A 19,589-nucleotide genomic window follows, 5' to 3' on the forward strand; every position below is an offset into this window, starting at 1 on the left:
GCGGACACTGATCATTTGAGGCCGGTGGTGGCGATGCCACGGGTCAGGTAGCGCTGACCGGCCAGGAAGAACCCGAAGATCGGGACCAGCGCGACCACGGACATCGCGAACAGCGGGCCCCAGGAGGTCTGGCCCTGCGCGTCCATGAAGGACCGCAGCGCCACCGGCACCGTGTACTTGTCCGGGTCGGTGAGGAAGATCAACTGGCTGAAGAAGTCGTTCCAGGTCCAGATGAAGGTGAAGACCGCCGAGGTGGCCAGCGCCGGCAGGCACAGCGGCATCACGATCCGGGAGTAGATCCGGAAGTGACCACAGCCGTCCAGCCGGGCCGCCTCGTCCAGCTCCCGCGGCAGCGACCGGATGAACTGCACCATCAAGAAGACGAAGAACGCGTCGTGGGCCAGGAACTTCGGCACCACCAGGGGCAGGATCGTGTTGATCCAGCCGAGCTTCGAGAACAACACGTACTGCGGGACGATCAGCACGTGGATCGGCAACATGATGGTGCCGAGCATCAGGGCGAACCAGAGCTTCTTGAGCGGGAACTCCACCCGGGCGAAGGCATAGGCCGCCAGTGAACAGGTGAGCAGGTTGCCGACGATCGCGAGCACCGCGATCACCGCGGAGTTGAACAGGTAGTGCTGGAACGGATGTGCCAGCGAGGACCAGCCCTCGGTGTAGTTGTCGAAGATCACCTGGTTCGGGAACAGCGAGGTCTCCCGGAAGATGGTCTCGCTCGGCTTGAACGAACTGGACAGCATCCAGAGCAGCGGATAGAGCATCAGCACGCCGAAGACGATGATCAGGGTGTGCTTGAGCACGCTGCGGCCGCGGTCGGCCGCCGTCGGGTCGCTGGTCAGGGTTTCACTCGTCACCGTAGAACACCCACTTCTTGGCGAACAGGAAGTTGATCGCGGTCAGCGCGCCGATGATGAGCAGCAGCAACCAGGCCATCGCGGACGCGTAGCCCATGTGGAACGAGCCGAAGCCCTCGTCGTACAGGTAGAGCGTGTAAAGCAGGGTCGAGTCGGCGGGCCCACCAGTACCGCCGCTGACGACGAACGCCTGGGTGAAGCTCTGGAACGCGCCGATCACCTGCAGCACCAGGTTGAAGAAGATGATCGGGGTGAGCAGCGGCAGGGTGATGTGGATGAACGACGTCCACCGGCCCGCGCCGTCGACCGCGGCCGCCTCGTAGTACGAGGTGGGGATCTGCCGCAGGCCGGCCAGAAAGATCACCATCGGCGCACCGAAGGTCCAGCCGTTGAGCAGCACCAGGGTGCCGAGGGCGAAGTCCGGATGCGCCACCCAGCTCTGGCCCTGGATGCCGATCAGCGCGAGGGCGTCGTTGACGAGCCCTTCCTGGCCGAAGATCTGCCGCCACAGGATGGCGATCGACACGCTGCCGGCCAGCAGCGACGGCAGGTAGAAGACCGAGCGGTAGAAGCTCAGCCCGCGGATGCCCTGGTTCAGCAGCATCGCCAGCCCGAGCGCCATCAGCAACTGCAGCGGCACCGAGATGAACACGTACTGGAAGGTGACCAGCAGCGACTTGTGCAGCCGGGTGTCGGTCAGCATCTCCTCGAAGTTCGCCAGCCCGATCCATTTCGGCGGCTTCAGCAGCGAGTAGTCGGTGAACGACAGGTACAGCGACGCCAGGATCGGGCCGAGGGTGACGGCCAGCAGGCCGATCAGCCACGGCGTCAGGAACAGGTACCCCGTGATGGCGTCGCGGCGGCGCCGGGAGTACTTGGTGTAGCCGGCCTTGCGGTCCTGCGGCGGCTCGTCGGCCACGTCCTGCCGTTCCGGCGAGAGGGTGCTGGAAGTCGGGCTCACGCGACACCTCCTCGTCGGTCGATCGTGAGTAACCGGTTTCTAGCAGGCAGTCTTGAAACGTGTCAATGGGTCACGTCCGGATCGCCACAATGTTTCGTTCTCGAAGATATCCCGCTCGAATTGATGGCGAGAGACCGGTTTCCCGAAATCGTTTCGAGCGCTAGGGTGAGCGCACCAACAGGCGAGGCGGGAGGAGGTCGGGGTGTCCGGGAGAACGCGCTCGACGGCGACCATCAGCCGCGTGGCCGAGGCAGCGGGGGTCTCCCGTGCCACGGTTTCCCGGGTGATGAACGGCAGGTCCACGGTGGCGCCGGAACTGGCCGCCCGGGTGCTGGCCGCCGCCGAGGCCCTCGACTACGCGCCGAGCCCGGTCGCCCGCAGCCTCGCACTCGGCCGGACCGCGACCATCGCGCTGATCGTGCCCGACCTGTCGAACCCGATGTTCCAGGACGTCCTGCGGAGCCTGAGTCTGGCCGCGGGCGAGGACGGGCACCGGCTGCTGATCGCGGAGTCGAACGAGCATGTCGAGGACGAGGAGATCCTGGCCATCGAGGCCCGCCGGCGCTGCGACGGCATCGTGCTCGCCTCACCCCGGCTGCCGACCGAGGACCTGCGCCGGCTGGTGCCGCAACTCGCGCCGATGGTGCTGATCAACCGCAAGCTGCCCGGCAGCGACGTCCCGTCCCTGTCGGTCGACCACGGTGCCGGCATCAGCGACCTGGTCTCCCACCTGCTCTCCCTCGGGCACCGGAAGATCGTCTACCTGGCCGGCCCGCCCGTCGCGATGTCGAACGTCGAGCGACTGACGGCCCTGCGGCGACTGTCCGACAACGGCCGGCAGTTCGAGCTGATCCAGTTGGCCTGCGGCGCGATGTTCGACAACGGTCACGCGGCCGCGGGTGAGGTGATGAGCACCGGCGCCACCGCCGTTGTCGCGTACAACGACATGGTTGCCTTCGGCGCCCTCAGCGGCCTGCACGAACTGGGCGTCTCGGTTCCGGACCAGATCTCGGTCACCGGCTTCGACGATATCCCCTTCGCCCGCTTCACCACCCCACCGCTGACGACCGCCGCGGTCCCCACCGGCACTCTCGGCCGCCAGGCCTGGGAGCACCTGCGGGAACAACTGCAGGGGCACAGCTCCACCCAAGAGACTGACTTCCGACCCAGACTGCTCGTCCGCGGCAGCACCGGCCGGACAACCTGAGCGGGCAGGTGATCGGGAGCACCCGCTCGGCTGATACGCGCCGGTACTGCGTTTCCTGCCGGGGTCCGGCGGGTTCTGCTGCGAGGATCGGGCGGGTGAAGTCGTCCGGCAGTATCTGGTTCGTCTACGGGATCGCCGTGGTGGTCACGTTCTCGATCGGAGTGCTCTCCTTCAGCGTCTTCGTGCTGGCGAAGGTGTTCGGCTCCTCTCCCGAGGCGACCCCGACCGCGCCAGTCGTGTCCGCAACACCCACAGCCCGAACCCTCCCGAAGGCCCGAGCACTCCGGTACTCCGCCGCCCGCGTTCTGGCGGTCCGCGCGGTCGACTCGAACCCACGCCAACTGGTTCTCGTCGTCTCCACGCCGACTGGCTGTGCGCAGAAACTGCAGGCCGCTTCGATCAAGGAGGGGCCGGGGGCGATCGCAGTACGGGTGACTCAGCAGACGTACCGCACCGGGTGTCCGTGGCAGCGGGAACAGATCCTCACCACCGCCACGACGCCGATCGCCAACCGCACGTTGATCGTCAACGGCACTCTCTGGACCAGCACCGTCACCGGCGGCTACGAACTGGCCCTCAGCGAATCACGGGCGCCACGCAACTCGACGGCAGGTCGAACCACCTCAGGTGGTCGAACTCCTCGTTGATGCTGGCCTCGGCTTCGGTGTCCGCGTGGTGGCACGCTGACAGCAGTTCCCGGGCCTCCACCAGATAGCCCTCGAGGGCGGACTCGGGCGCCTTGTCGTGGTGCCTGGGGTACCGGAGCTTCCCGTCCCGGTCGTAGCCGACCTGCGACAGGCGCATCGGCGGCTCCACCGGACCCCGATGGTGCCGCCACAACCCGTTGGACGGGTCGAACCGGTAGTCCCCGAGCAGCCGCCAGCCCTCCTGGGCGACCAGCCGCACGGCCTCGACGACGTACGAGAAGACCGCCTCGGAGATGAAGTAGTTGAAGTTGACTCGTACCCAGCCGGGCTTGATCCCCTCACAACCGTGCTCGATCTCCTCGGCGAACTCGTGCGACCGCTCCAGGTCGATCCCGAGCAGGGTGTGCCCGTACGGGCCGGCACACGAACAGCCGCCGCGGGACTGGATGCCGAACAGGTCGTTCAGCAGCGCGACCACGAAGTTGTGGTGCAGGTACCGCCCGGACGGCGCCTTGATCACGAACGACACGATCGACAACCGCTCGGAGTCCAGGTTGCCGAGGATCTGGATGCCCGGCTCGTGCCGCCACGCCTCCACCGCGCGGCGCAGGTACGCGTCCTCGTGCGCCCGGATCACGTCGATCCCGACCGCCTGCTTGAGCTGGAAGACGAGGCCGGCCCGGATCGACTCGATGATCGCCGGGGTGCCGCCCTCCTCGCGATGGACCGGGTCGTCGAGGTAGCGGTGCTCGTCGGGGTTCACGTAGGCGACCGTGCCGCCGCCCGGTACGTCGGGGACCCGGTTGCGCAGCAGTTCCCGGCGAGCCACCAGTACGCCGGGTGTCCCCGGGCCGCCGATGAACTTGTGCGGGCTGAGGAAGATCGCGTCCTTGTAGGCGAGCGGGTCGGCGTCGCGTCCGCCGTACATGTCGATCTCCACGTACGGCGCGGCGGCGGCGCAGTCCCAGAAGGAGAGCGCGCCGTGCCGGTGCAAAAGGGCCGAGACCCGTTGGGTGTTGCTGACGATCCCGGTGACGTTGCTGGCCGCGGAGAACGAGCCGATCTTCAGCGGGCGGTCGGCGTACTTCGCCAACTCCTGCTCCAGCCGTGAGATGTCGATGTGGCCGTCCTCGTCCTGCCCGATCACCACCACGTCGGCGATCGACTCGCGCCACGGCAACTCGTTCGAGTGGTGCTCGTACGGGCCGATGAAGACGACCGGGCGCTGCGCCGGTGGGATCTGGTCGGTCAGGTGGTACTCGTCGTCCAGCTGGGCCGGGATCCGCAGGCCGAGCACACCGATCAGCTTGTCGATCGCGCCGGTCGCGCCGGAGCCGCAGAAGATCACCGCGGTCTCGTCGTCGCCGCCGACGCTGTCGTGGATGATCTTGCGGGCGTCCTCGCGCAGCCGGGTGGTCTGCAGGCCGGTGCCGCTGGACTCGGTGTGGGTGTTCGCGTACCGCGGCAGCACCTCCTCACGGATGAAGTCCTCCAGGAAGCTCAGGGCCCGCCCGGACGCGGTGTAGTCGGCGTACGTGACCCGGCGCGGGCCGTACGGACCCGGCATCACCTGGTCGTCGCCGATCACCGAGGCGCGGATCCGGCTGAGCAGCGGCGTGTCCGGCGGCATCAACTCACGGTCACCGACCTCGGTGCGGTCCCCCTGGATGGTCATGGCGTCAGGGTAAGGCGCGTTCGTGACTTTCGTCTCGTGTTCTGCGGAGCCCAGCCGGTTAGGGTCGGTCGCAGTCGAGGGTGAGGAGTTGGGGATGACGTTTTCCGCCGAGCTGTGGGACTCCGGCGCAGCGAAGGTCTACGACAAGATCGTCCGGCATCCGTTCATCACCGGGCTGACCGACGGCACGCTGGACCACGAGTCGTTCCGTTACTTCATCGTGCAGGACAGTCACTATCTGCGGTCGTACTCGCGCGCGCTGGCCCTGGTCTCCGCCCGCGCCACCGACGAGGACGCCGTCAGCATGTTCGCCCGGCACGCCGCGGACGCGATCGAGGTCGAACGCGAACTGCACACCTCGCTGCTGGGGTCGCTGGGACTCACCTCGGCCGATGTGGACGCGACCGGGTCCGGGCCGACCACCACGGCGTACATGTCATACCTGACCGCGGTCTGCGCCACCGGCACGTACGCCGAAGCCGTGGCGACCGTGCTGCCCTGTTACTGGATCTACCGCGACGTCGGGCGCGAACTGCTGAAGCACTCCTCGCCGGACCCGGTGTACGCCGAATGGATCGCCGCGTACGGCTCCGAGGAGTTCGACGCGGTCGTAGAGTCGGTACTGGCGGTGACGGACCGGCTCGGCGCCGAGGTGGGACCAGGTGAGCGGGAGCGGTGCCACCGGCACTTCGCCGCCACCTCGCGGTACGAGTGGATGTTCTGGGACGCGGCGTACCACCGACTCGATTGGCCGGTCTGACATGGTTGCTGGCAGCAAGGACTTCTACGACGTCGTGGTCGTCGGCGGCGGGCACAACGGCCTGGTCGCCGCGGCGTACCTGGCCGGCGCGGGTCTGAGCACGCTGGTCCTGGAGCAGCAGTCGCACACCGGTGGCGCCGCGGTGAGCCAGCAGGTGTTCCCCGGCGTGGACGCGCGGCTGTCGCGGTACTCGTACTTGGTGAGCTTGCTGCCCGACAAGATCGTGGCCGACCTGGGTCTGTCGCTGGAGCTTCGCTCGCGGTCCGTCGCGTCGTACACGCCGGTGCGTCGGGATGGGCGTGACCTGGGGCTGCTTGTCGAGCGCCCTGAGGGTGTGGCGACCCGCGCCTCCTTTGCGGCGCTGACCGGGAGCGATTCGGAGTACGAGGCTTGGAATGCTTTCTACGGGTCCGTCGCCGAACTGGCCGGCGTGGTCGCGCCCACGCTGCTGGAGCCCCTGACCTCGGCCGCATCCCTGCGCAAGCAGGTGGATCCAGCGTTGTGGGAGTCCTTGGTGGAACGGCCCTTCGGGGAAGTCGTCGAGCAACGGTTCGCCGACGACACCGTACGCGGCGTGGTGGCGACCGACTCCGTGATCGGCACCTTCGCCGGGCTGCACGACGAGTCGCTGATCCAGAACCGGTGCTTCCTCTACCACCTGATCGGCAACGGCACCGGCGAGTGGCGCGTACCGGTCGGCGGGATGGGCGCGGTCACCGACGCACTGGCCACCGCTGCTCGGCGAGCGGGCGCCTCACTCGTCGTCGACGCCGCGGTGACGTCCGTGCAAGCCGACGGCAAGCGAGCGGCGGTGACCTGGCTCGGCGGTGACGGCGAGCGATCGGTCGACTGCTCGTACGTGCTCGCCAATGTCGCACCGACGACACTCGCTCAACTGCGCGGACTGCCCGCCGTCGACAAGCCCGAGGGCTCGCAACTCAAGATCAACCTGCTGCTGTCGCGACTCCCCCGGCTGAAGTCGGGCGACGACCCTCGGCGGGCGTTCGCGGGTACGTTCCACATCGACGAGGACTACAGCCAGTTGGAGACGGCGTACCGGTCGGCCGCTGGTGGCACACTGCCGACGACGCCGCCGTCCGAGGTCTACTGCCACTCCCTCACCGACCCGTCGATCCTCAGCCCGTCGCTGGTTGCCTCGGGCCACCAGACCCTGACCGTCTTCGGCGTCCACTTCCCCACCCGCTTGTTTGCCAACGACAACGAAGCGGCCCGGTCCGAGTCGGTCCGTCGAGTCCTGGCCGGCCTGGAGTCCTACCTCGACGAACCCCTCGACCCCTGCATCGCCCGCGACCCGGACGGCAACCTCTGCCTGGAGGCCAAGACCCCCCTCGACATCGAGGAATCCGTCGGCATGCCCGGCGGCCACATCTTCCACGGCGACCTCCAGTGGCCCTGGGCCGACGACGACTCCCAGGTCGGCCGCTGGGGCGTCGAGACCGACGTCGCGAACCTCCTGATCTGCGGCTCCGGCGCCCTCCGCGGCGGCGCCGTCAGCGGCATCCCCGGCCACAACGCGGCCCACGCAGTACTGGACCTGCGCCCCTGAAGAACCGATTTCGTATCTACCCAAATCCCCTGCTACGATCCTCTTCGTTCGAACGCACCACAACAGAACATGCGCCGCTAGCTCAATTGGCAGAGCAGCTGACTCTTAATCAGCGGGTTCGGGGTTCGAGTCCCTGGCGGCGCACAAAACCGCAGGTCAGAGGCGGGTTCCGGCTCTGAAGACCCGTCCTTGGTACACATTACGGGACGGGTTTTCGCGTCAGAGGTCATCGGCGATCATCTCCAGCGCGTCGGCGGCGGCCGGGTTCTTGGCCTTCCGCCCCATGTAGGCATCCTGGGTCAGCGACGGTCGGGCGTGTCCGAGCTGGTCGGCGATCTGCCGAGCGGTTTGGCCGGCGTCGTCCAAAATGGTCGCGGTCGTTTTCCGGAATGCGTGCGATGTGATCCATGCCATAGCGTCTGCCGCGATCGGCACCGATGCCTCAGTCGCGAGTTCAGTGACCTCCGTCCGGCGTGAAGCCGGAGCACCGTAGATCTCCAGGATCTTCTCGACCTCTTCGATCTCAACGCGCACCCGACCGTTCTCCATGAGGCTGACCCGATTCTTCGCGCATCCAATGGAGACCGCGGCTTGCTTCTGAGTCAGGCGTGCCGCCTGACGGCACTCCTTGAGCATGTGGCCCAGATTGCGGCGGAGCTCCGACCCGACCGGCGAACGGGCTTCGCGGAAGGAACGACGTGTGTTCGATGGGTCACGGAACCCACCGGCACTGTCCGGGAAGACTGGATCGGTGAGGCGGACACCCCGGACGAAGCGAGCGCGCAGCATCGCTACACACCACGACGGGACCCCGAGCACCCGCTCCCCCGCACGAGACTTGGTCTTCGTTCGGAGCAGTCCCTCACCCTTGGGCCGGACGATCTGGTGCGTGATGGCAACCTCACCAGTGAAGAAGTTGACCTCCTCCCAGATCACGCCGAGTGCTTCGCCGATCCGGACGCCGGTGCCCAGCATGAAGACGGTGAGGTCGAAGAGGTCGGCTTCGATCGCCTTCGGGTCAGTGCTGAGCATCTCGAACCACATCCGCCTCTCTTCGGCTTCCAGTGCTCGGGGGTTGCGCTTCTTGTCGCCGCCCTCGATTCGCCCGATCTCCCGGACCGGATTGGTCTCCATCGCCCCATGCAGGACAGCCAGTTGACAGACCCCCGAGATCACGGATCGGCTTGTCTTAGCTGTGGGCACACCAACCTTCTTCTTGATCTTCTTGATCACCTTGTCCACGAGCGGAACGGAAAATTCTCCGAACCGAACCTCCTTCAGTGCAGGCAGTACGTGGTTGCGAAGTGTCCGCTCGTACGTGTCGCGTGTGCCGGTGGAACAGGTGCCGTCAGCAACCTTCTCCAGTAGTTCGGCGTACCAAAGTTCAGCACCGACCGAGAAGCGATCCAGTGAGGTGACGCTTCCGCCGCCACGTGCCCTGACCCGCTCGCGGAGCCTGTCCTTCAGGTTGGACTCGGCTTCGGTCCTGGTTCGTCCGTACGCGGGCACGGGGCGTGTGATCCCGTCAAAGTCACGGAAGTTCGCGACCGCACGGTACCGGTCCGGCTTGCCCTTCTTGTCTTTGTGGAACACGTAGGTACGGATGGTGCCCCAGGTCCCGAGGGGCAATGGCTTGCGTCCCATGATCAGCGCTCCCCTAAGACGCCAACCGGCGCGACTGCACCCAGGCGACTACCTCGTCCGGGTCGTATCGGAGGTGCTTACCGATGCGTACCGCACCAGGCCCCACCTTCTTCAGGCGCCACCCGTAGAGCGTCTTCACCGGAACGCCCAGATACTCGGACACGTCTTCGATGGTCCACAGAGGCTTCACATTCAGCGTCATGAATCGATCCCTTCTTTTGACGGTTACGTGTCAGTCGTTGTTGTGCTCGGCAAACAGTTCCCTGACGAGGCGTCGGTGTTCGCGGGCCTTGGCAGCGGCGGTGTTGGCAAGGAGCGCGTCGCCGATGGTTCGCCAACCGGTGTTGGCGTAGGTGAAGTTGCCGACGATGAGGGTGGTTTCGGTGTCGCCAGTGTGTTCGGCGGTCCGGTGGCGTTCGCGTCGCCAATTGGCGCGTGCCTCGCGGAGGGCTTTGAGGGTGGTGGAGTACTGGCGTGACTTGGTGGAGAAGTGGCCGCCGAAGCCGAGCATGTGAGCCCACTTCTGGAGTCGCCGGTAGGAGAGGCGTCCGGAGTTCTTGGCGGCCTCTTCGGGGTCGAGGTCGGAGCCGGGTCGTCCGAGTCGCCAGCAGGCGTCGACCAATCGGCCGGCGTGGGTGTGCGTGGTGGCGTAGCGGCGGACGGTCGCGTTGGTGAGCCGGGTCGATGAGTGCCCGGTGGCCTCTGCCGCCTTGGTGGAGTATTTGGCCAGGTATCCGGCGACGGCGGTTTCGGTGATGACGCCGTCGAGGGTTTGCCGGACGGGCCGTAGGTCGAGTTGCTGGCCCCACTCGATCAGCCAACCGTTGGGCTGGTCGGGGTGGGGCAGGGACCGGAACCGGGTGGTTTCGACGGCGCGGCGGATCGCGGCGGCGAGCAGGGCGAAGTCCGCGCTGAGGTGCGGGACGGCGACTTGGTGGGGCTCGAGGGGATCGACGCCGTCGAGCCGCATGAGGGCGTGGAAGTGGGCGACGCCTCTGGCCTGCATTTCGGCGACCTTGCCGTAGGACAGCTTGACCGAGACGCCGTGCGCTTTGGCCCAGGCGCGGAGGGTGTCCTTGGCGCGTTCCATGGTGCGTCGCCACAGTTCGCCGGACAGGGCGTTCCAGACGACCTGGTGGTCGTGGTCGTAGCAGTCCAGGCACAGCGGTGTGCCGAGGACCTTTTCGCCGTCGTGGTGGGTTTGGTGGCAGCGCAGGTCGATGCCGTGCGGGCAGGGGTCGGGTTTGCGGCGGGGTCGGCAGGTCTGGTTGCGGAGTTGCCCGTCGCGGCCCCGGTGCTTGCGTGCGGAGTGGACCGGCCCGAAGGAGGGGGCGGTGAAGGTGACGAACGCGCACGGGTGCTGGGTGACGGTGGCGGGGATGCCTTTGCCGCCTCGGAGACCGGCGAGAACGAGTTGGTAGGTGTCACCTCGGTAGACCTCCGCACAGGACGGGCAGACGGCTGCACGGCGGTTCCCGCAGGCCTTGTAGATGACGCCGTCTGGCATATCGTCGGTGTGCCGGGTGGAGATGATTCGCCCGGTGCGCTCAGAGACCACGTGCGATTCGCCCCGGAGCTGGATGGGGCGGACGCAGCCGCCTGCGGAGGCGGTGTGTTCGAGCCAGCCGTCGTAGTCGGCGGTGGAGGCGGCGCGAGAGATGGCCTCTTCGAGCCCTGAGGCGGCGTTGTAGCGCTTGCCGGGGTCGAGGGTGGGGCGATGGGTCGGGATCACGATGAGCGGGTCTTGGAGGCCGCTTACGGCGTCGATGCTGGTGTCGGTGATCGTCATGTGCGGTCCTCCTCTCGCGGATCTGTTCCGGCGGCGGGTGGGGCGGGAAATCTTCCTGGCCGGCCAGCTGGTTTCACGGGTCCGGGTGGGGTGTGGGCGGGAAGATTTGCGGTTGACGGGTTACGTGTCAGAAGGGGGTGGTTGGGGCGGGTTCGAGTTCTGGGGTGCCGAAGAGGTGGTAGCCGCAGCCGATGCAGTAGCGTCCGACGATGCGGTACGGGTTGGGGTCGGTGGCGGGGTTGATCTGGACGATGAGGGCGTAGTCGTCGCCGGGTTCGAGGACGGTGGGGCACCAGTCGTGGCCGTCGAGGTGTTCGGTGGCGACCCAGTCGCACAGGAACTCGTGGTCGGCGACGGCGCGGTGTGCGGTGATGTTGGCGTAGGCGTTGATGTCGACGGCGGTGTCGGTGTTGGTCATGGCTGGTGCTCCGTTCGGTGGTTGGGGCTGTTCGGTGTTCGCCCTCGTCTCCGGGACCTTGTGGATTCCGGGGACGGGAGCCAGCATCGAACCGGTGTTACTCGTCGGGTTCGAAGGTGGAGTCACAGACGCCACAGGTGATTTCCCCGAGTTCGAGGACTGCTTTGGCGACGCGGATGCGGCGTGGGCAACTGCACGCGCACGCGATGGCGTTGTTGTTGTTCTTCTTGGCCGGTCCGCCGGTCATTTCGGGGTGGCGGTAGGCGATGAGCGCGTTCTTCAGTTCGGCGATGGCGCCCTTGTAAGTGGTCGCGGTTTCCTTGCGCAGGGTGCAAGGCGACCAGCCGATCTTGGGATCTTTGGTGGCGTCGAGTCCGAGCTCTCCGGCGAGGGCTGCGAACTTCTGGTTGTGCCACCGGCCTTGCCTGCTGGTGTCCTTGATGTCTCGGACATCAGCGAGGGCGTGTGCTGCTTCGTGCAGCAGGGTGGTGAAGACCTCTTCGACGGGGCGTTTGAGTCCTTCGCCGGAAATGAGGACTTCGGCCAGGCGTTGTTCGCCGTGTTGCCACCGGGTCGGTGCGAAGTGCCCGTACTTGGCGTGTTTGGTGGCGGTGCCGGAGCCGACGATGATGACGACGGCGGGGACTTCGGTGTGGTTGGCGCGGATCGCTGCCCAGGAGGTTTCGAGGGCGGAGACGAGTTCCGCGGTGGTGTACTCGGTTTGACGCTTACGTGTCATCCGGGCCATGGGCGACCCAGTGCGGGTCGTCGTGGTGGCGGGCTTCTTCTTCGCCCGCTTGATCGTGACCTGAACGGCGGGGTGGCTGCCGCCGGTGCTGAGTTCCTTGAGTTTGTTGCGGACGGCAATGAGTGAGGCGTAGCCGGTGGCTCTGCCGCCTTCGGTGGCCCGGATGTGGTCCATGCGGTTCTGGACCGAACCGAGCGCGGCGGTGGGTGCGCCGTTGTAGACAGCGGTGGTCTTGGACACGGTCCAGCCGGTGATGCCGGACAGTGCGGTGGTGTTGTGGTTGGTCAGACCGGTGAGCTTGGTTGTGGTCGCGGGCTTGGCCGCGACCGGGACCGTCAGACTGTCGGTCGTCATCGGTTGCCTCCGATCCGGCGCAGTTCGCAGGAGTTGCGGAAGCACGCGGGCGACCAGTCGTAGCCGTCGCCGTGCTCGATGAGTTCGGGTACGTCGATCCGGATGTGCCATTCGTCGGGTCCGCATTGACCGAGGACGGTTCCCGGTAGCCAGGGCCACTCGTCGTAGGGCGGGATCGGGTCGTCGGTCAGGGGGTACGGTGTCCGGACGGTGGAGTCCTCGGGGTAGCGCCCGTCGTTGGTTGCGTAGAGGCTCATGGCTGGTCCTCCGTCCAGTCGGTGGGGATGTAGACCTGGTCTTGGGTCCAGGTGTCGGTTTGGGTGGCGTGCTGGATTTGGTGGTCTTCGAGGAGTGCGCGGGCTTCGTAGAGTGCGTCGATGAGGTGGCTGATCGCGGTGACGGAGCCGGTGACGAGTTCGATTTCGATCGGGGCGTTGCCGAGGTCGATGACGACTTGGGGGGTTTGGCCGTTGCAGGCGAGGTTGATGCCGGCCACTGAGTGGTCGGTGAAGTCGTAGCCGACGATGATGCGGTCTTCGCGTTCGCCGCCGGATGCGTCGTAGTAGGTCATGACGCCTCCTTGAGGACGTAAGCCTGTTGCCAGGAGCCGTTGTGGGCTTGGCCGTTGCGGAGTGCGGACCAGCACACGCCGCAGCGGTGGGGTTGGGTGGGTGAGTAGGTGAAGGCTCCGCAGTCGTGGAGCCAGCCGGTGTTCCCGTGGGTGTCGCGGACGCTGTTGAAGGCGTCGGCGGGGACGGGTTTGACGGTGATCATGCGGCCCTCCGGAGGTGTGCTGCGCGGCGGACGATCTGGTTGACGTGGTGGTCTTCGAGAAGCGCTGTCTTGAGGCGGCGCGGGAATCCGCCTTCGGCGCGGAGCAGTCCGACGCCAAGGGCTTCGGGTTCGATGTCCACGGCGGTGTGGCCTTGGGAGGCCCAGCCGGTGCCGAGGATGATGTCGCTGGACGAGTCGGTGGCGCAGCGGAATGCGAGCCGGTAGCCGAACAGGTCCCGCAGTGAGGTCGGGACGATGTCAGCGCTGGGGCGCTGGGTGGATGCGATCGTGATGATGCCCGCAGCGCGGCCACGGGCGACGATGTCCCGCACGAGGGTGCGGAATTCTTCTTGCTGGTCTTTGGTGCCGACGGTGACGGTGAAGTAGGCCAGCTCATCGATGCACAGGAGCTTGGCACGGAAGCCGTCGCCGGGGACGATCTTCTTGCGGCCCGTACGGGCCAGGTGCAGATAGCGTTCGTCCAGGTCGGTTTGGAGGCCCCGCAGGACCCGGAGGGCCTTGGTCATGTCGTTGCCGACGAACTCTTTCGCGACCGGTGCGTACGGCAGTAGTTCGACGATCTTGCCGTCGATCAGGATGAGGTCCACGTCGGTGCACAGTGCGGCGTGGGCGACGATGTTGCCTTGGGCTACGGACTTGCCCGCGCCGGGTTCTCCGCCGATGAGGATGTTGCGATACATCAATCCCACGCGGACGGCTCGGTCGCGTGCGTCCAGGCCGAGGTAGGCCGGGTCGTAGATGGACAGCGCACCCTTCGGTGCACGCAGAGCGGGGGTGGCCCCCGGCGTGCGCCGGGGGAACACCGATTTCGGGTTGAAGCTAGACATAGTCGGACACGTCTTCTCCGTTGGCGCCCAAGATCACCGTGGTGTTGTCGTTCACGGCTGCGGTGGTCTTGGTCTTGGATGTTCGGGTGCGCGTCTCACCACTGCCGCTTTTGGCCGGCCTTTCGTTCTGCGTGGTGGACTCGCCGGGGGCGCTGTCGGCGTTGTCCGGCATGAGGAACGCGAGGACAGCGTCGTCGGCGACTGCCGCTTCGGGCATGCCGCTGGTGTCGTGCAGCAGGGGCGAGTCGATGGTCTTGCTCGCCAGGGGGTCGCGGCGGTCGATGTCGATGCGCACGAGGGCGGCGTTGCGCTTGGACCGGGCGATGGTGGCTTTGCGTGCCCAGCACGCAGACGCCAGGGTTTCGGTTTGGTTGTCGAGCTTTTCGACCGACAGTCCGGGGCGCATCCACAGCCAGACGACCTGTCCTGTCTTGGTGGAGAAGCACCCGATGATGAACGGCAGGTTGCCGGAGTAGTTGAGCATCCTGGTTTCGACCAGGCAGGCCCTGACCCGGTGGCGGGTGATGACGCACCAGAACCGGTTCAGCGTGAACCGGCGTACCGGGGTGTCGGCGACGAGCCAGTACAAGGTGCCGAGGATGAACACGACCGCGACCCAAGTGGGGAGCGTGTCGGTGAAGAAGACCTGGATCGATGCCAGGTGCCAGTGCCAGACGTAGATGAGTCCGGCGAGGCAGGCCAGTTCCCAGCGCCAGCGCCACACGGTCAGCAGCAGGATGACCGGCCAGGTCTGGTTCGGTCGGGTGATGGTTTCGACTGCACCCGGTAGGACTTGCGTCGAGCGTCCAGCGCGACGGGATCGCCAGGACGACTTCGAGCGGGTAGATTTGGGCATGACAAGACCTCCCGATCAGGGGGTTGAGTCAGGAAAGACACGAAGCCGGGAAGAGTTCCTAGGCTGCTGCCCGACTTCGTGTCCGTGTTCCAGGGAGCGGCCCTTTCGAGGGCCGTTCTTGGTTTCTAGCGGTGGTTGATCGGCGTTGACACGTAGGTGTCAGCCGCGGTGGCTTCACTCGAAGCCGACTTCCAGACCGCGTACGCGTAGTCGCGTGCGGCGTACAGATCGAGGCGACGATCAGTGGCCTCGCGGTACAGGTCGAGCAGTTGCCAGAACGCCTTCGAGGCGTAAACGGCGGTGACATCGTTGCTGATCGCAACGACAGGTTCAGCCCGGTTCAGGCTGTCGGCAATGGCCTGGTCCAAGAAGCCCAGCACCATCTCAATCTCAACGATCTCGTAGCCCTTGGCTACGTACTCGGACCGTGCTTGATTCGCTGTGACGGTTCGGTCATCCATCGGTTGCGACATGACTACCCCTCAGCTTGAGCAGTTGCACGAATCACGGGACGAGTGGAGATCAGGACTTCGCAGAACCCGTCGCGGCGTTGAGGGTCTTGGCCCGGTACGCGACACCGTTCCGCCCATTGGTGGCCCACGGCATGGCCTCCAGCTCGACCGGTACGACGACAGCGCCGACGTTGACCTTCGGCATGGCATTGCCCGCCAGAGTCACGTTGATCACCTCGCCGCCCGTCTCGTCGAGCGCCATCACCTGAACCTGCCAGAGCAGCTCGTTGGTGTTCCGGTCAGCCTTCTGCCGGCCGTTCTGGTCCTTCTTCTCCTCCACACCCTTGGTGACCGTGAACGTCTTGCCCGTGGTGTCGATGGTCAGCTTCATGAGGAACCTTCCTTGTCAGTCATCTTATCCTCAGGTCCTATAGAGGACTGGCTATGTGACAACGACCATAGGCTCCCGTACTGTAGAAGTCAACACCTCTATAGGAGTTCATCTAAATGACATCAGGGATGGCCGCTGGACGCGGCCCGAAGTACCACCGCATCGCCGATGCGCTGCGTGCCGAAATTCAGAACGGCAAGCTGCAGCCTGGCGATCAACTGCCCGCGGAGACGACTCTGACCAACCGTTTCAACGTCGCCCTCCCCACACTCCGCCAAGCCATCGGCGTCCTCCGTGCCGAAGGCCTCATCGAGTCTCGTCATGGCATCGGAACGTTCGTCAAGGACGGTCGACGGCGACAGCGTCGGTCGCGAAACCGATATGGGCGCGCTCGTGGCGACAAGAAGCTCCTGTCATCCGATTTCGAGCATCGGATCATCTTCGCGGGGCGGCAGCAGGTGCCGCAGCACATCGCCGAGGCGATGAACGTCGCTCCCGGAACCGAGGTCGTCGTACGGCGCCGGAATCTGTACGACAAGACTGATGGTCGCCTGGAGGAGATCGGTGCGAGCTACATCCCGGTGGAGATCGCCGGGGGCACCTACCTCGAGGAGCCGACCGTCGTACCGAAGGCATTGTTCCTCTGCGTCGAAGACCTCAGCGGCAAGCTGTACGCCCAAGCTCGCGACTCATGGGTATCCCGACTGCCAACGGCTGACGAGAGCGACATCCTCAACCTCCCTCCAGGCATGCCCGTCCTCCATGTCGTTCACACGGCCCGCAGCGTGGACGGTGATGTCCTCGAAGTATCCGAGTCGGTTTGGCCGGCCGATCGCGTAATGCTCATCGACGAGTACGAGATCACCGCTCAAGCCGAACAGCCAGACGCGCAGTCGGAAATCTAGGAGGACCAGTGAGAGACAAGCCAGAGTGGATGTGGCGCCACGCAACCGAACTCCGAAACCACTGGTGGTGGCGCCCAGGCTGGCAGACCGGGACGCGTTTCTACGCTTTCCACCTCGCCGTCGGATCTTGCGAGGATCTCGCTGGTCTAGTTGCGCAATACCAGGACGCGGTTCAAGGCATCGCCGGTTTCGATCCGATCCCCCGCGAGTGGCTCCACATAACGATGCAAGGGCTTGCGTTTGTGGACGACATCTCCGCCGAAGACCTTGCGTCGGTGGTAAAGACAACGCGCGCGGCACTACGCGAAGTTGAACCGTTCACTCTCATCTTCAGTCGTCCTCTCATCCGACCGGAAGCACTCGTGCTCGTGCCGGAGGACGTGCAACCCCTCAATGACCTTCGAGACATCGTCAGGTCGGCGGTCGGGAAGGCTCTGGGGCAGGGAGTCATCGACTTGGGCACCACGGACTTCCAACCACACGTGAGCTTCGCGTACGTGAATGCCGATCAGCCGGCCGCCGAGGCGCTCACAGCGCTTGAAGGTGTCGAGAGCACAGCCACAAGCTTTCACGTCGATGAAGTGCCGTTGATCGAGATGCACCGCGATAACCGAATGTACGAATGGCGAAAGGTCGAGTCATTCCGCCTAGCCGAATCCCGTTAGGCGACTCGGACGCTCATTGAGATACCTCAGCCGGTCGATGATTCCTGCGAGATTGTCAGCCTAAAGAGTAGTCCAGCCATGATGCGGACGGTGTCTACGTAGTTCTTTGCTCCAGCCGAACTCAGGGAACCGCTGCTGTAGTTCATGTCCGACAACGATTTTACGATCTCCAATCCATCCCCTGGAAAGTCAATCTTTGCAAGGCGCACCAGCGTTGAATCTAACCCCCGGCTCTTTAGCCTAGACGTTGCGTCATACACCATGCCATGGAATGCCTTCCAGGCTTGATCGCACGCCTCTCCAGGATCAACAGGAACCAGGCGCTCGGCAACCTCAAGGGCTTCTTCGTAGGCAGGTGGCAGCGTTGCATCGAGCCGCTGATATTCAGCGAGCTCACGGAGAACCCCGACTTCGCTATCCCGATCGACAGACGCATGCCACGGATCGAGTTGCTCGCTCCTGGAGGAGAACTCAATCGGCTCGGGATTGACGTAGGTCTGACCGCCGTTACCGTCATCCTGTTCGTCGTCCGTGTCAGCCGCAGTCGACGCTTTGGCAGCGAGCCGATCGAGGGTTTCCGTTTCGACATCGGTCGCCTTCGTTGCGATCGCTTGTGCCTCGGTATCCAGGCTGCCGATCGGAGTGACGACCTTCGTCACTCGCGCCAGAAGCGCTCGAAGTTCCCGGCGGAGAATCACGACGACCACTACTAGAACTGCGGGCCACGCGATGTCGCCGAGGAAGCCAGTTATCAAATTTGCCCAAGTCACCCGGCTGTTGTACAGGACACCACTCACATATGACCAGCCCTGCCGTGGCCCACCATCGTCTGACAAGTTTCTCTACGTCTTCAAGACGGGCCCCTGCAGGGCCCGAAGGCGCGCCGCCACCGGAGGGCGGGCCGCCTGCCCTCCACTCCGCTTCGCTGCGTTCCAGGCGCGGCCCTTGGCTTGGCGCGCACGTGCCAACAGGGTGCCGGGTCGAAGACAGCAGACTCGCCATCAACGATCGACACCCTGTCGATTTGGTACTCGCTGAATCGGCCGGCCACCCGCCGCCCTCGGTGCCGCATGCTCCCGTCCGCCGGTGGTCTCCAGCATCGCCCCGCTAGCAATCATGGAAGGGACGGCCCGGCCCGGCACGCGTCAAGGGCGCCTACGGCGTCCCTCCGGGATCTCCGACCCTTGACCCGCACCGCACCGAACCTAAGGTCGGCAGCTATCGGGGCGATGCAGGAGGACTGCCCACTGGTCACAAACCTGCGCAGCTCTACATGAAGTCCCGGTTACGCTCCAGCCTGTCCGCAACCTGATCGAGTTGCGTTGGCAACTCACGCAATTTGGCTAGCTTATCTGCTGCACTTTTAAGCTCATAGGCAGTCTCCTGAAGATGCCGGAGCTTTGTCGCGGCATTCCCGAGTGTCGTCACAGTATCCGCGTCAGGATACTTGCTAACGAAATTTACTGCGGCGATGTCGTTTATGAAAGGGCGTAGCATTTTGGCGACATCACGATCCACGCTCTCAAGCTTAGAAACCGCCGACTCAACCCTCTCATGCAAGGACTCGAAAGCCTCAGTCATGAGTTCTTGCAGGCGTTGCTCGGTCAAGCCACGAAGCGCCTGAAGGTCGGCATAGCCCGAGCGCTCGCGTGCAGCCTTCCACTCCACAAGGAGAGGAATGGGGAAGTCGGCGGGCCGGAGCTTGTCTACCACGGTGTGGTGCGGACGACATAACAGTACAAGATTGTCCATACGATTTAGTTCGTCCTCAGACATGCCTGAGACAGCGCGCGGACCCTTAGAGTTTAATGCGCGAATGTGAGCGACATCAAAGTTGTTTACTGGAACACCCTTAACGAAACGAACCAAAGGTTCCGGGCATTCAGGAAAGTAGCACATCCCCTTGGCAACCATCATCAAGCCGTTGACGACTCCCGCGCTATACTTGCGAGAATTTGTCACTAATTGCCCCCTATTGTCATTGACCATTGAGCCTAGTACTACAGCCGGAGTTCGTGATGTTCGGTTGAGTCGGTGATTTGGCGGTCTGGGT

Annotated in this window: 23 protein-coding genes and 1 tRNA gene; 7 read left to right on the plus strand and 17 right to left on the minus strand. The window is 65.0% G+C overall.

Going from position 1 to position 19,589, the window contains the following annotated elements:
• Positions 1-11: 11 nt before the first annotated feature.
• Both ABD255_RS31260 and ABD255_RS31265 read right to left on the minus strand, forming a co-directional pair.
• On the minus strand, positions 12-875 hold the full coding sequence (locus ABD255_RS31260; RefSeq protein ID WP_425554572.1) for a carbohydrate ABC transporter permease: 864 nt from the start codon (positions 873-875) through the stop codon (positions 12-14).
• Positions 865-1,836 (minus strand): carbohydrate ABC transporter permease, encoded by a 972-nt coding sequence (locus ABD255_RS31265; RefSeq protein ID WP_344220373.1) that lies wholly within the window; start codon positions 1,834-1,836, stop codon positions 865-867. Before ABD255_RS31265 ends, ABD255_RS31260 begins: the two co-directional genes overlap by 11 nt.
• 202 nt (positions 1,837-2,038) lie before the next feature.
• Here ABD255_RS31265 and ABD255_RS31270 point away from each other — a divergent pair, with 202 nt between their 5' ends.
• Positions 2,039-3,043 (plus strand): LacI family DNA-binding transcriptional regulator, encoded by a 1,005-nt coding sequence (locus tag ABD255_RS31270; protein WP_344220374.1) that lies wholly within the window; start codon positions 2,039-2,041, stop codon positions 3,041-3,043.
• A gap of 95 nt (positions 3,044-3,138) precedes the next feature.
• Entirely contained in the window at positions 3,139-3,690 is a 552-nt protein-coding gene (locus ABD255_RS31275) for a hypothetical protein (RefSeq protein ID WP_344220375.1), read from the plus strand.
• Here the strand turns inward: ABD255_RS31275 and ABD255_RS31280 are convergent.
• Positions 3,620-5,365: an aminotransferase class V-fold PLP-dependent enzyme gene (locus ABD255_RS31280; protein WP_344220376.1), complete on the minus strand. Its 1,746-nt coding sequence runs from the start codon at positions 5,363-5,365 to the stop codon at positions 3,620-3,622. The genes ABD255_RS31275 and ABD255_RS31280 overlap by 71 nt on opposite strands.
• Before the next feature lie 94 nt (positions 5,366-5,459).
• On the opposite strand from ABD255_RS31280, the gene tenA reads away from it, so the two are divergent.
• The 3 genes from tenA (at position 5,460) to ABD255_RS31295 (ending at position 7,836) form a co-directional block, all read left to right on the plus strand.
• Positions 5,460-6,125 carry a thiaminase II gene (gene tenA / locus ABD255_RS31285; RefSeq protein ID WP_344220377.1) on the plus strand — a complete coding sequence of 222 codons (666 nt, stop codon included), beginning with the start codon at positions 5,460-5,462 and terminating at the stop codon, positions 6,123-6,125.
• A 1-nt stretch (position 6,126) separates the two neighbouring features.
• The gene (locus tag ABD255_RS31290) at positions 6,127-7,692 is read left to right on the plus strand and encodes a phytoene desaturase family protein (protein WP_344220378.1); all 1,566 of its coding nucleotides are present in this window, start codon (positions 6,127-6,129) and stop codon (positions 7,690-7,692) included.
• A gap of 71 nt (positions 7,693-7,763) precedes the next feature.
• A tRNA-Lys gene (locus ABD255_RS31295) sits at positions 7,764-7,836 on the plus strand.
• Between the two features lie 75 nt (positions 7,837-7,911).
• On the opposite strand, the gene ABD255_RS31300 is transcribed toward ABD255_RS31295, so the two are convergent.
• The 12 genes from ABD255_RS31300 to ABD255_RS31355 all read right to left on the minus strand — a co-directional run bounded on the left by ABD255_RS31300 (position 7,912) and on the right by ABD255_RS31355 (position 15,966).
• Positions 7,912-9,336, minus strand: a complete 1,425-nt coding sequence (locus tag ABD255_RS31300) for a helix-turn-helix domain-containing protein (RefSeq protein ID WP_344220379.1) — start codon at positions 9,334-9,336, stop codon at positions 7,912-7,914.
• Positions 9,337-9,349: 13 nt separating this feature from the next.
• On the minus strand, positions 9,350-9,538 hold the full coding sequence (locus tag ABD255_RS31305) for a helix-turn-helix transcriptional regulator (protein WP_344220380.1): 189 nt from the start codon (positions 9,536-9,538) through the stop codon (positions 9,350-9,352).
• A 30-nt stretch (positions 9,539-9,568) separates the two neighbouring features.
• Positions 9,569-11,125 (minus strand): replication initiator, encoded by a 1,557-nt coding sequence (locus ABD255_RS31310; protein WP_344220381.1) that lies wholly within the window; start codon positions 11,123-11,125, stop codon positions 9,569-9,571.
• Positions 11,126-11,252: 127 nt separating this feature from the next.
• Positions 11,253-11,543 (minus strand): hypothetical protein, encoded by a 291-nt coding sequence (locus ABD255_RS31315; RefSeq protein ID WP_344220382.1) that lies wholly within the window; start codon positions 11,541-11,543, stop codon positions 11,253-11,255.
• A gap of 97 nt (positions 11,544-11,640) precedes the next feature.
• Positions 11,641-12,645 (minus strand): hypothetical protein, encoded by a 1,005-nt coding sequence (locus ABD255_RS31320; protein WP_344220383.1) that lies wholly within the window; start codon positions 12,643-12,645, stop codon positions 11,641-11,643.
• Entirely contained in the window at positions 12,642-12,902 is a 261-nt protein-coding gene (locus tag ABD255_RS31325; protein ID WP_344220384.1) for a hypothetical protein, read from the minus strand. The genes ABD255_RS31320 and ABD255_RS31325 overlap by 4 nt, the downstream gene beginning before the upstream one ends.
• The gene (locus tag ABD255_RS31330) at positions 12,899-13,216 is read right to left on the minus strand and encodes a hypothetical protein (RefSeq protein ID WP_344220385.1); all 318 of its coding nucleotides are present in this window, start codon (positions 13,214-13,216) and stop codon (positions 12,899-12,901) included. Before ABD255_RS31330 ends, ABD255_RS31325 begins: the two co-directional genes overlap by 4 nt.
• A complete protein-coding gene (locus ABD255_RS31335) occupies positions 13,213-13,419 on the minus strand; it encodes a hypothetical protein (protein ID WP_344220386.1) in 207 nt (68 codons plus the stop codon). The genes ABD255_RS31330 and ABD255_RS31335 overlap by 4 nt, the downstream gene beginning before the upstream one ends.
• Positions 13,416-14,267 (minus strand): FtsK/SpoIIIE domain-containing protein, encoded by an 852-nt coding sequence (locus ABD255_RS31340; RefSeq protein ID WP_344220387.1) that lies wholly within the window; start codon positions 14,265-14,267, stop codon positions 13,416-13,418. The genes ABD255_RS31335 and ABD255_RS31340 overlap by 4 nt, the downstream gene beginning before the upstream one ends.
• Complete coding sequence (locus tag ABD255_RS31345) at positions 14,260-15,123, minus strand: hypothetical protein (RefSeq protein WP_344220388.1); 864 nt, start codon at positions 15,121-15,123, stop codon at positions 14,260-14,262. Before ABD255_RS31345 ends, ABD255_RS31340 begins: the two co-directional genes overlap by 8 nt.
• 125 nt (positions 15,124-15,248) lie before the next feature.
• Positions 15,249-15,584 (minus strand): hypothetical protein, encoded by a 336-nt coding sequence (locus ABD255_RS31350; protein WP_344220389.1) that lies wholly within the window; start codon positions 15,582-15,584, stop codon positions 15,249-15,251.
• A 61-nt stretch (positions 15,585-15,645) separates the two neighbouring features.
• Positions 15,646-15,966, minus strand: coding sequence for a hypothetical protein (locus ABD255_RS31355; protein WP_344220391.1), 321 nt, complete (start codon positions 15,964-15,966; stop codon positions 15,646-15,648).
• Between the two features lie 128 nt (positions 15,967-16,094).
• Here ABD255_RS31355 and ABD255_RS31360 point away from each other — a divergent pair, with 128 nt between their 5' ends.
• Positions 16,095-16,871, plus strand: coding sequence for a GntR family transcriptional regulator (locus tag ABD255_RS31360; RefSeq protein ID WP_344220392.1), 777 nt, complete (start codon positions 16,095-16,097; stop codon positions 16,869-16,871).
• A gap of 8 nt (positions 16,872-16,879) precedes the next feature.
• Positions 16,880-17,536 carry a 2'-5' RNA ligase family protein gene (locus ABD255_RS31365; protein WP_344220394.1) on the plus strand — a complete coding sequence of 219 codons (657 nt, stop codon included), beginning with the start codon at positions 16,880-16,882 and terminating at the stop codon, positions 17,534-17,536.
• A 26-nt stretch (positions 17,537-17,562) separates the two neighbouring features.
• Here the strand turns inward: ABD255_RS31365 and ABD255_RS31370 are convergent, their stop codons facing one another.
• Both ABD255_RS31370 and ABD255_RS31375 read right to left on the minus strand, forming a co-directional pair.
• Entirely contained in the window at positions 17,563-18,333 is a 771-nt protein-coding gene (locus tag ABD255_RS31370) for a hypothetical protein (RefSeq protein ID WP_344220395.1), read from the minus strand.
• Between the two features lie 472 nt (positions 18,334-18,805).
• The coding region (locus ABD255_RS31375) for an HNH endonuclease signature motif containing protein (protein WP_344220396.1) at positions 18,806-19,589 on the minus strand (784 nt) is incomplete at its 5' end.

Origin of the sequence: Kribbella sancticallisti (assembly GCF_039530625.1) — a bacterium.
GTDB classification, from domain to species: domain Bacteria; phylum Actinomycetota; class Actinomycetes; order Propionibacteriales; family Kribbellaceae; genus Kribbella; species Kribbella sancticallisti.

What these genes read in the sequence shown, in the direction of transcription:
- ABD255_RS31290 (WP_344220378.1), top strand. Translation starts at nt 6,127, where the DNA reads ATGGTTGCTGGCAGCAAGGACTTCTACGACGTCGTGGTCGTCGGCGGC.
- ABD255_RS31300 (WP_344220379.1), bottom strand. Translation starts at nt 9,336, where the DNA reads ATGGGACGCAAGCCATTGCCCCTCGGGACCTGGGGCACCATCCGTACC.
- ABD255_RS31355 (WP_344220391.1), bottom strand. Translation starts at nt 15,966, where the DNA reads ATGAAGCTGACCATCGACACCACGGGCAAGACGTTCACGGTCACCAAG.
- ABD255_RS31305 (WP_344220380.1), bottom strand. Translation starts at nt 9,538, where the DNA reads ATGACGCTGAATGTGAAGCCTCTGTGGACCATCGAAGACGTGTCCGAG.
- ABD255_RS31320 (WP_344220383.1), bottom strand. Translation starts at nt 12,645, where the DNA reads ATGACGACCGACAGTCTGACGGTCCCGGTCGCGGCCAAGCCCGCGACC.
- ABD255_RS31360 (WP_344220392.1), top strand. Translation starts at nt 16,095, where the DNA reads ATGGCCGCTGGACGCGGCCCGAAGTACCACCGCATCGCCGATGCGCTG.
- ABD255_RS31330 (WP_344220385.1), bottom strand. Translation starts at nt 13,216, where the DNA reads ATGACCTACTACGACGCATCCGGCGGCGAACGCGAAGACCGCATCATC.
- ABD255_RS31280 (WP_344220376.1), bottom strand. Translation starts at nt 5,365, where the DNA reads ATGACCATCCAGGGGGACCGCACCGAGGTCGGTGACCGTGAGTTGATG.
- ABD255_RS31315 (WP_344220382.1), bottom strand. Translation starts at nt 11,543, where the DNA reads ATGACCAACACCGACACCGCCGTCGACATCAACGCCTACGCCAACATC.
- ABD255_RS31325 (WP_344220384.1), bottom strand. Translation starts at nt 12,902, where the DNA reads ATGAGCCTCTACGCAACCAACGACGGGCGCTACCCCGAGGACTCCACC.
- ABD255_RS31345 (WP_344220388.1), bottom strand. Translation starts at nt 15,123, where the DNA reads ATGCCCAAATCTACCCGCTCGAAGTCGTCCTGGCGATCCCGTCGCGCT.
- ABD255_RS31350 (WP_344220389.1), bottom strand. Translation starts at nt 15,584, where the DNA reads ATGGATGACCGAACCGTCACAGCGAATCAAGCACGGTCCGAGTACGTA.
- ABD255_RS31340 (WP_344220387.1), bottom strand. Translation starts at nt 14,267, where the DNA reads ATGTCTAGCTTCAACCCGAAATCGGTGTTCCCCCGGCGCACGCCGGGG.
- ABD255_RS31310 (WP_344220381.1), bottom strand. Translation starts at nt 11,125, where the DNA reads ATGACGATCACCGACACCAGCATCGACGCCGTAAGCGGCCTCCAAGAC.
- ABD255_RS31335 (WP_344220386.1), bottom strand. Translation starts at nt 13,419, where the DNA reads ATGATCACCGTCAAACCCGTCCCCGCCGACGCCTTCAACAGCGTCCGC.
- tenA (WP_344220377.1), top strand. Translation starts at nt 5,460, where the DNA reads ATGACGTTTTCCGCCGAGCTGTGGGACTCCGGCGCAGCGAAGGTCTAC.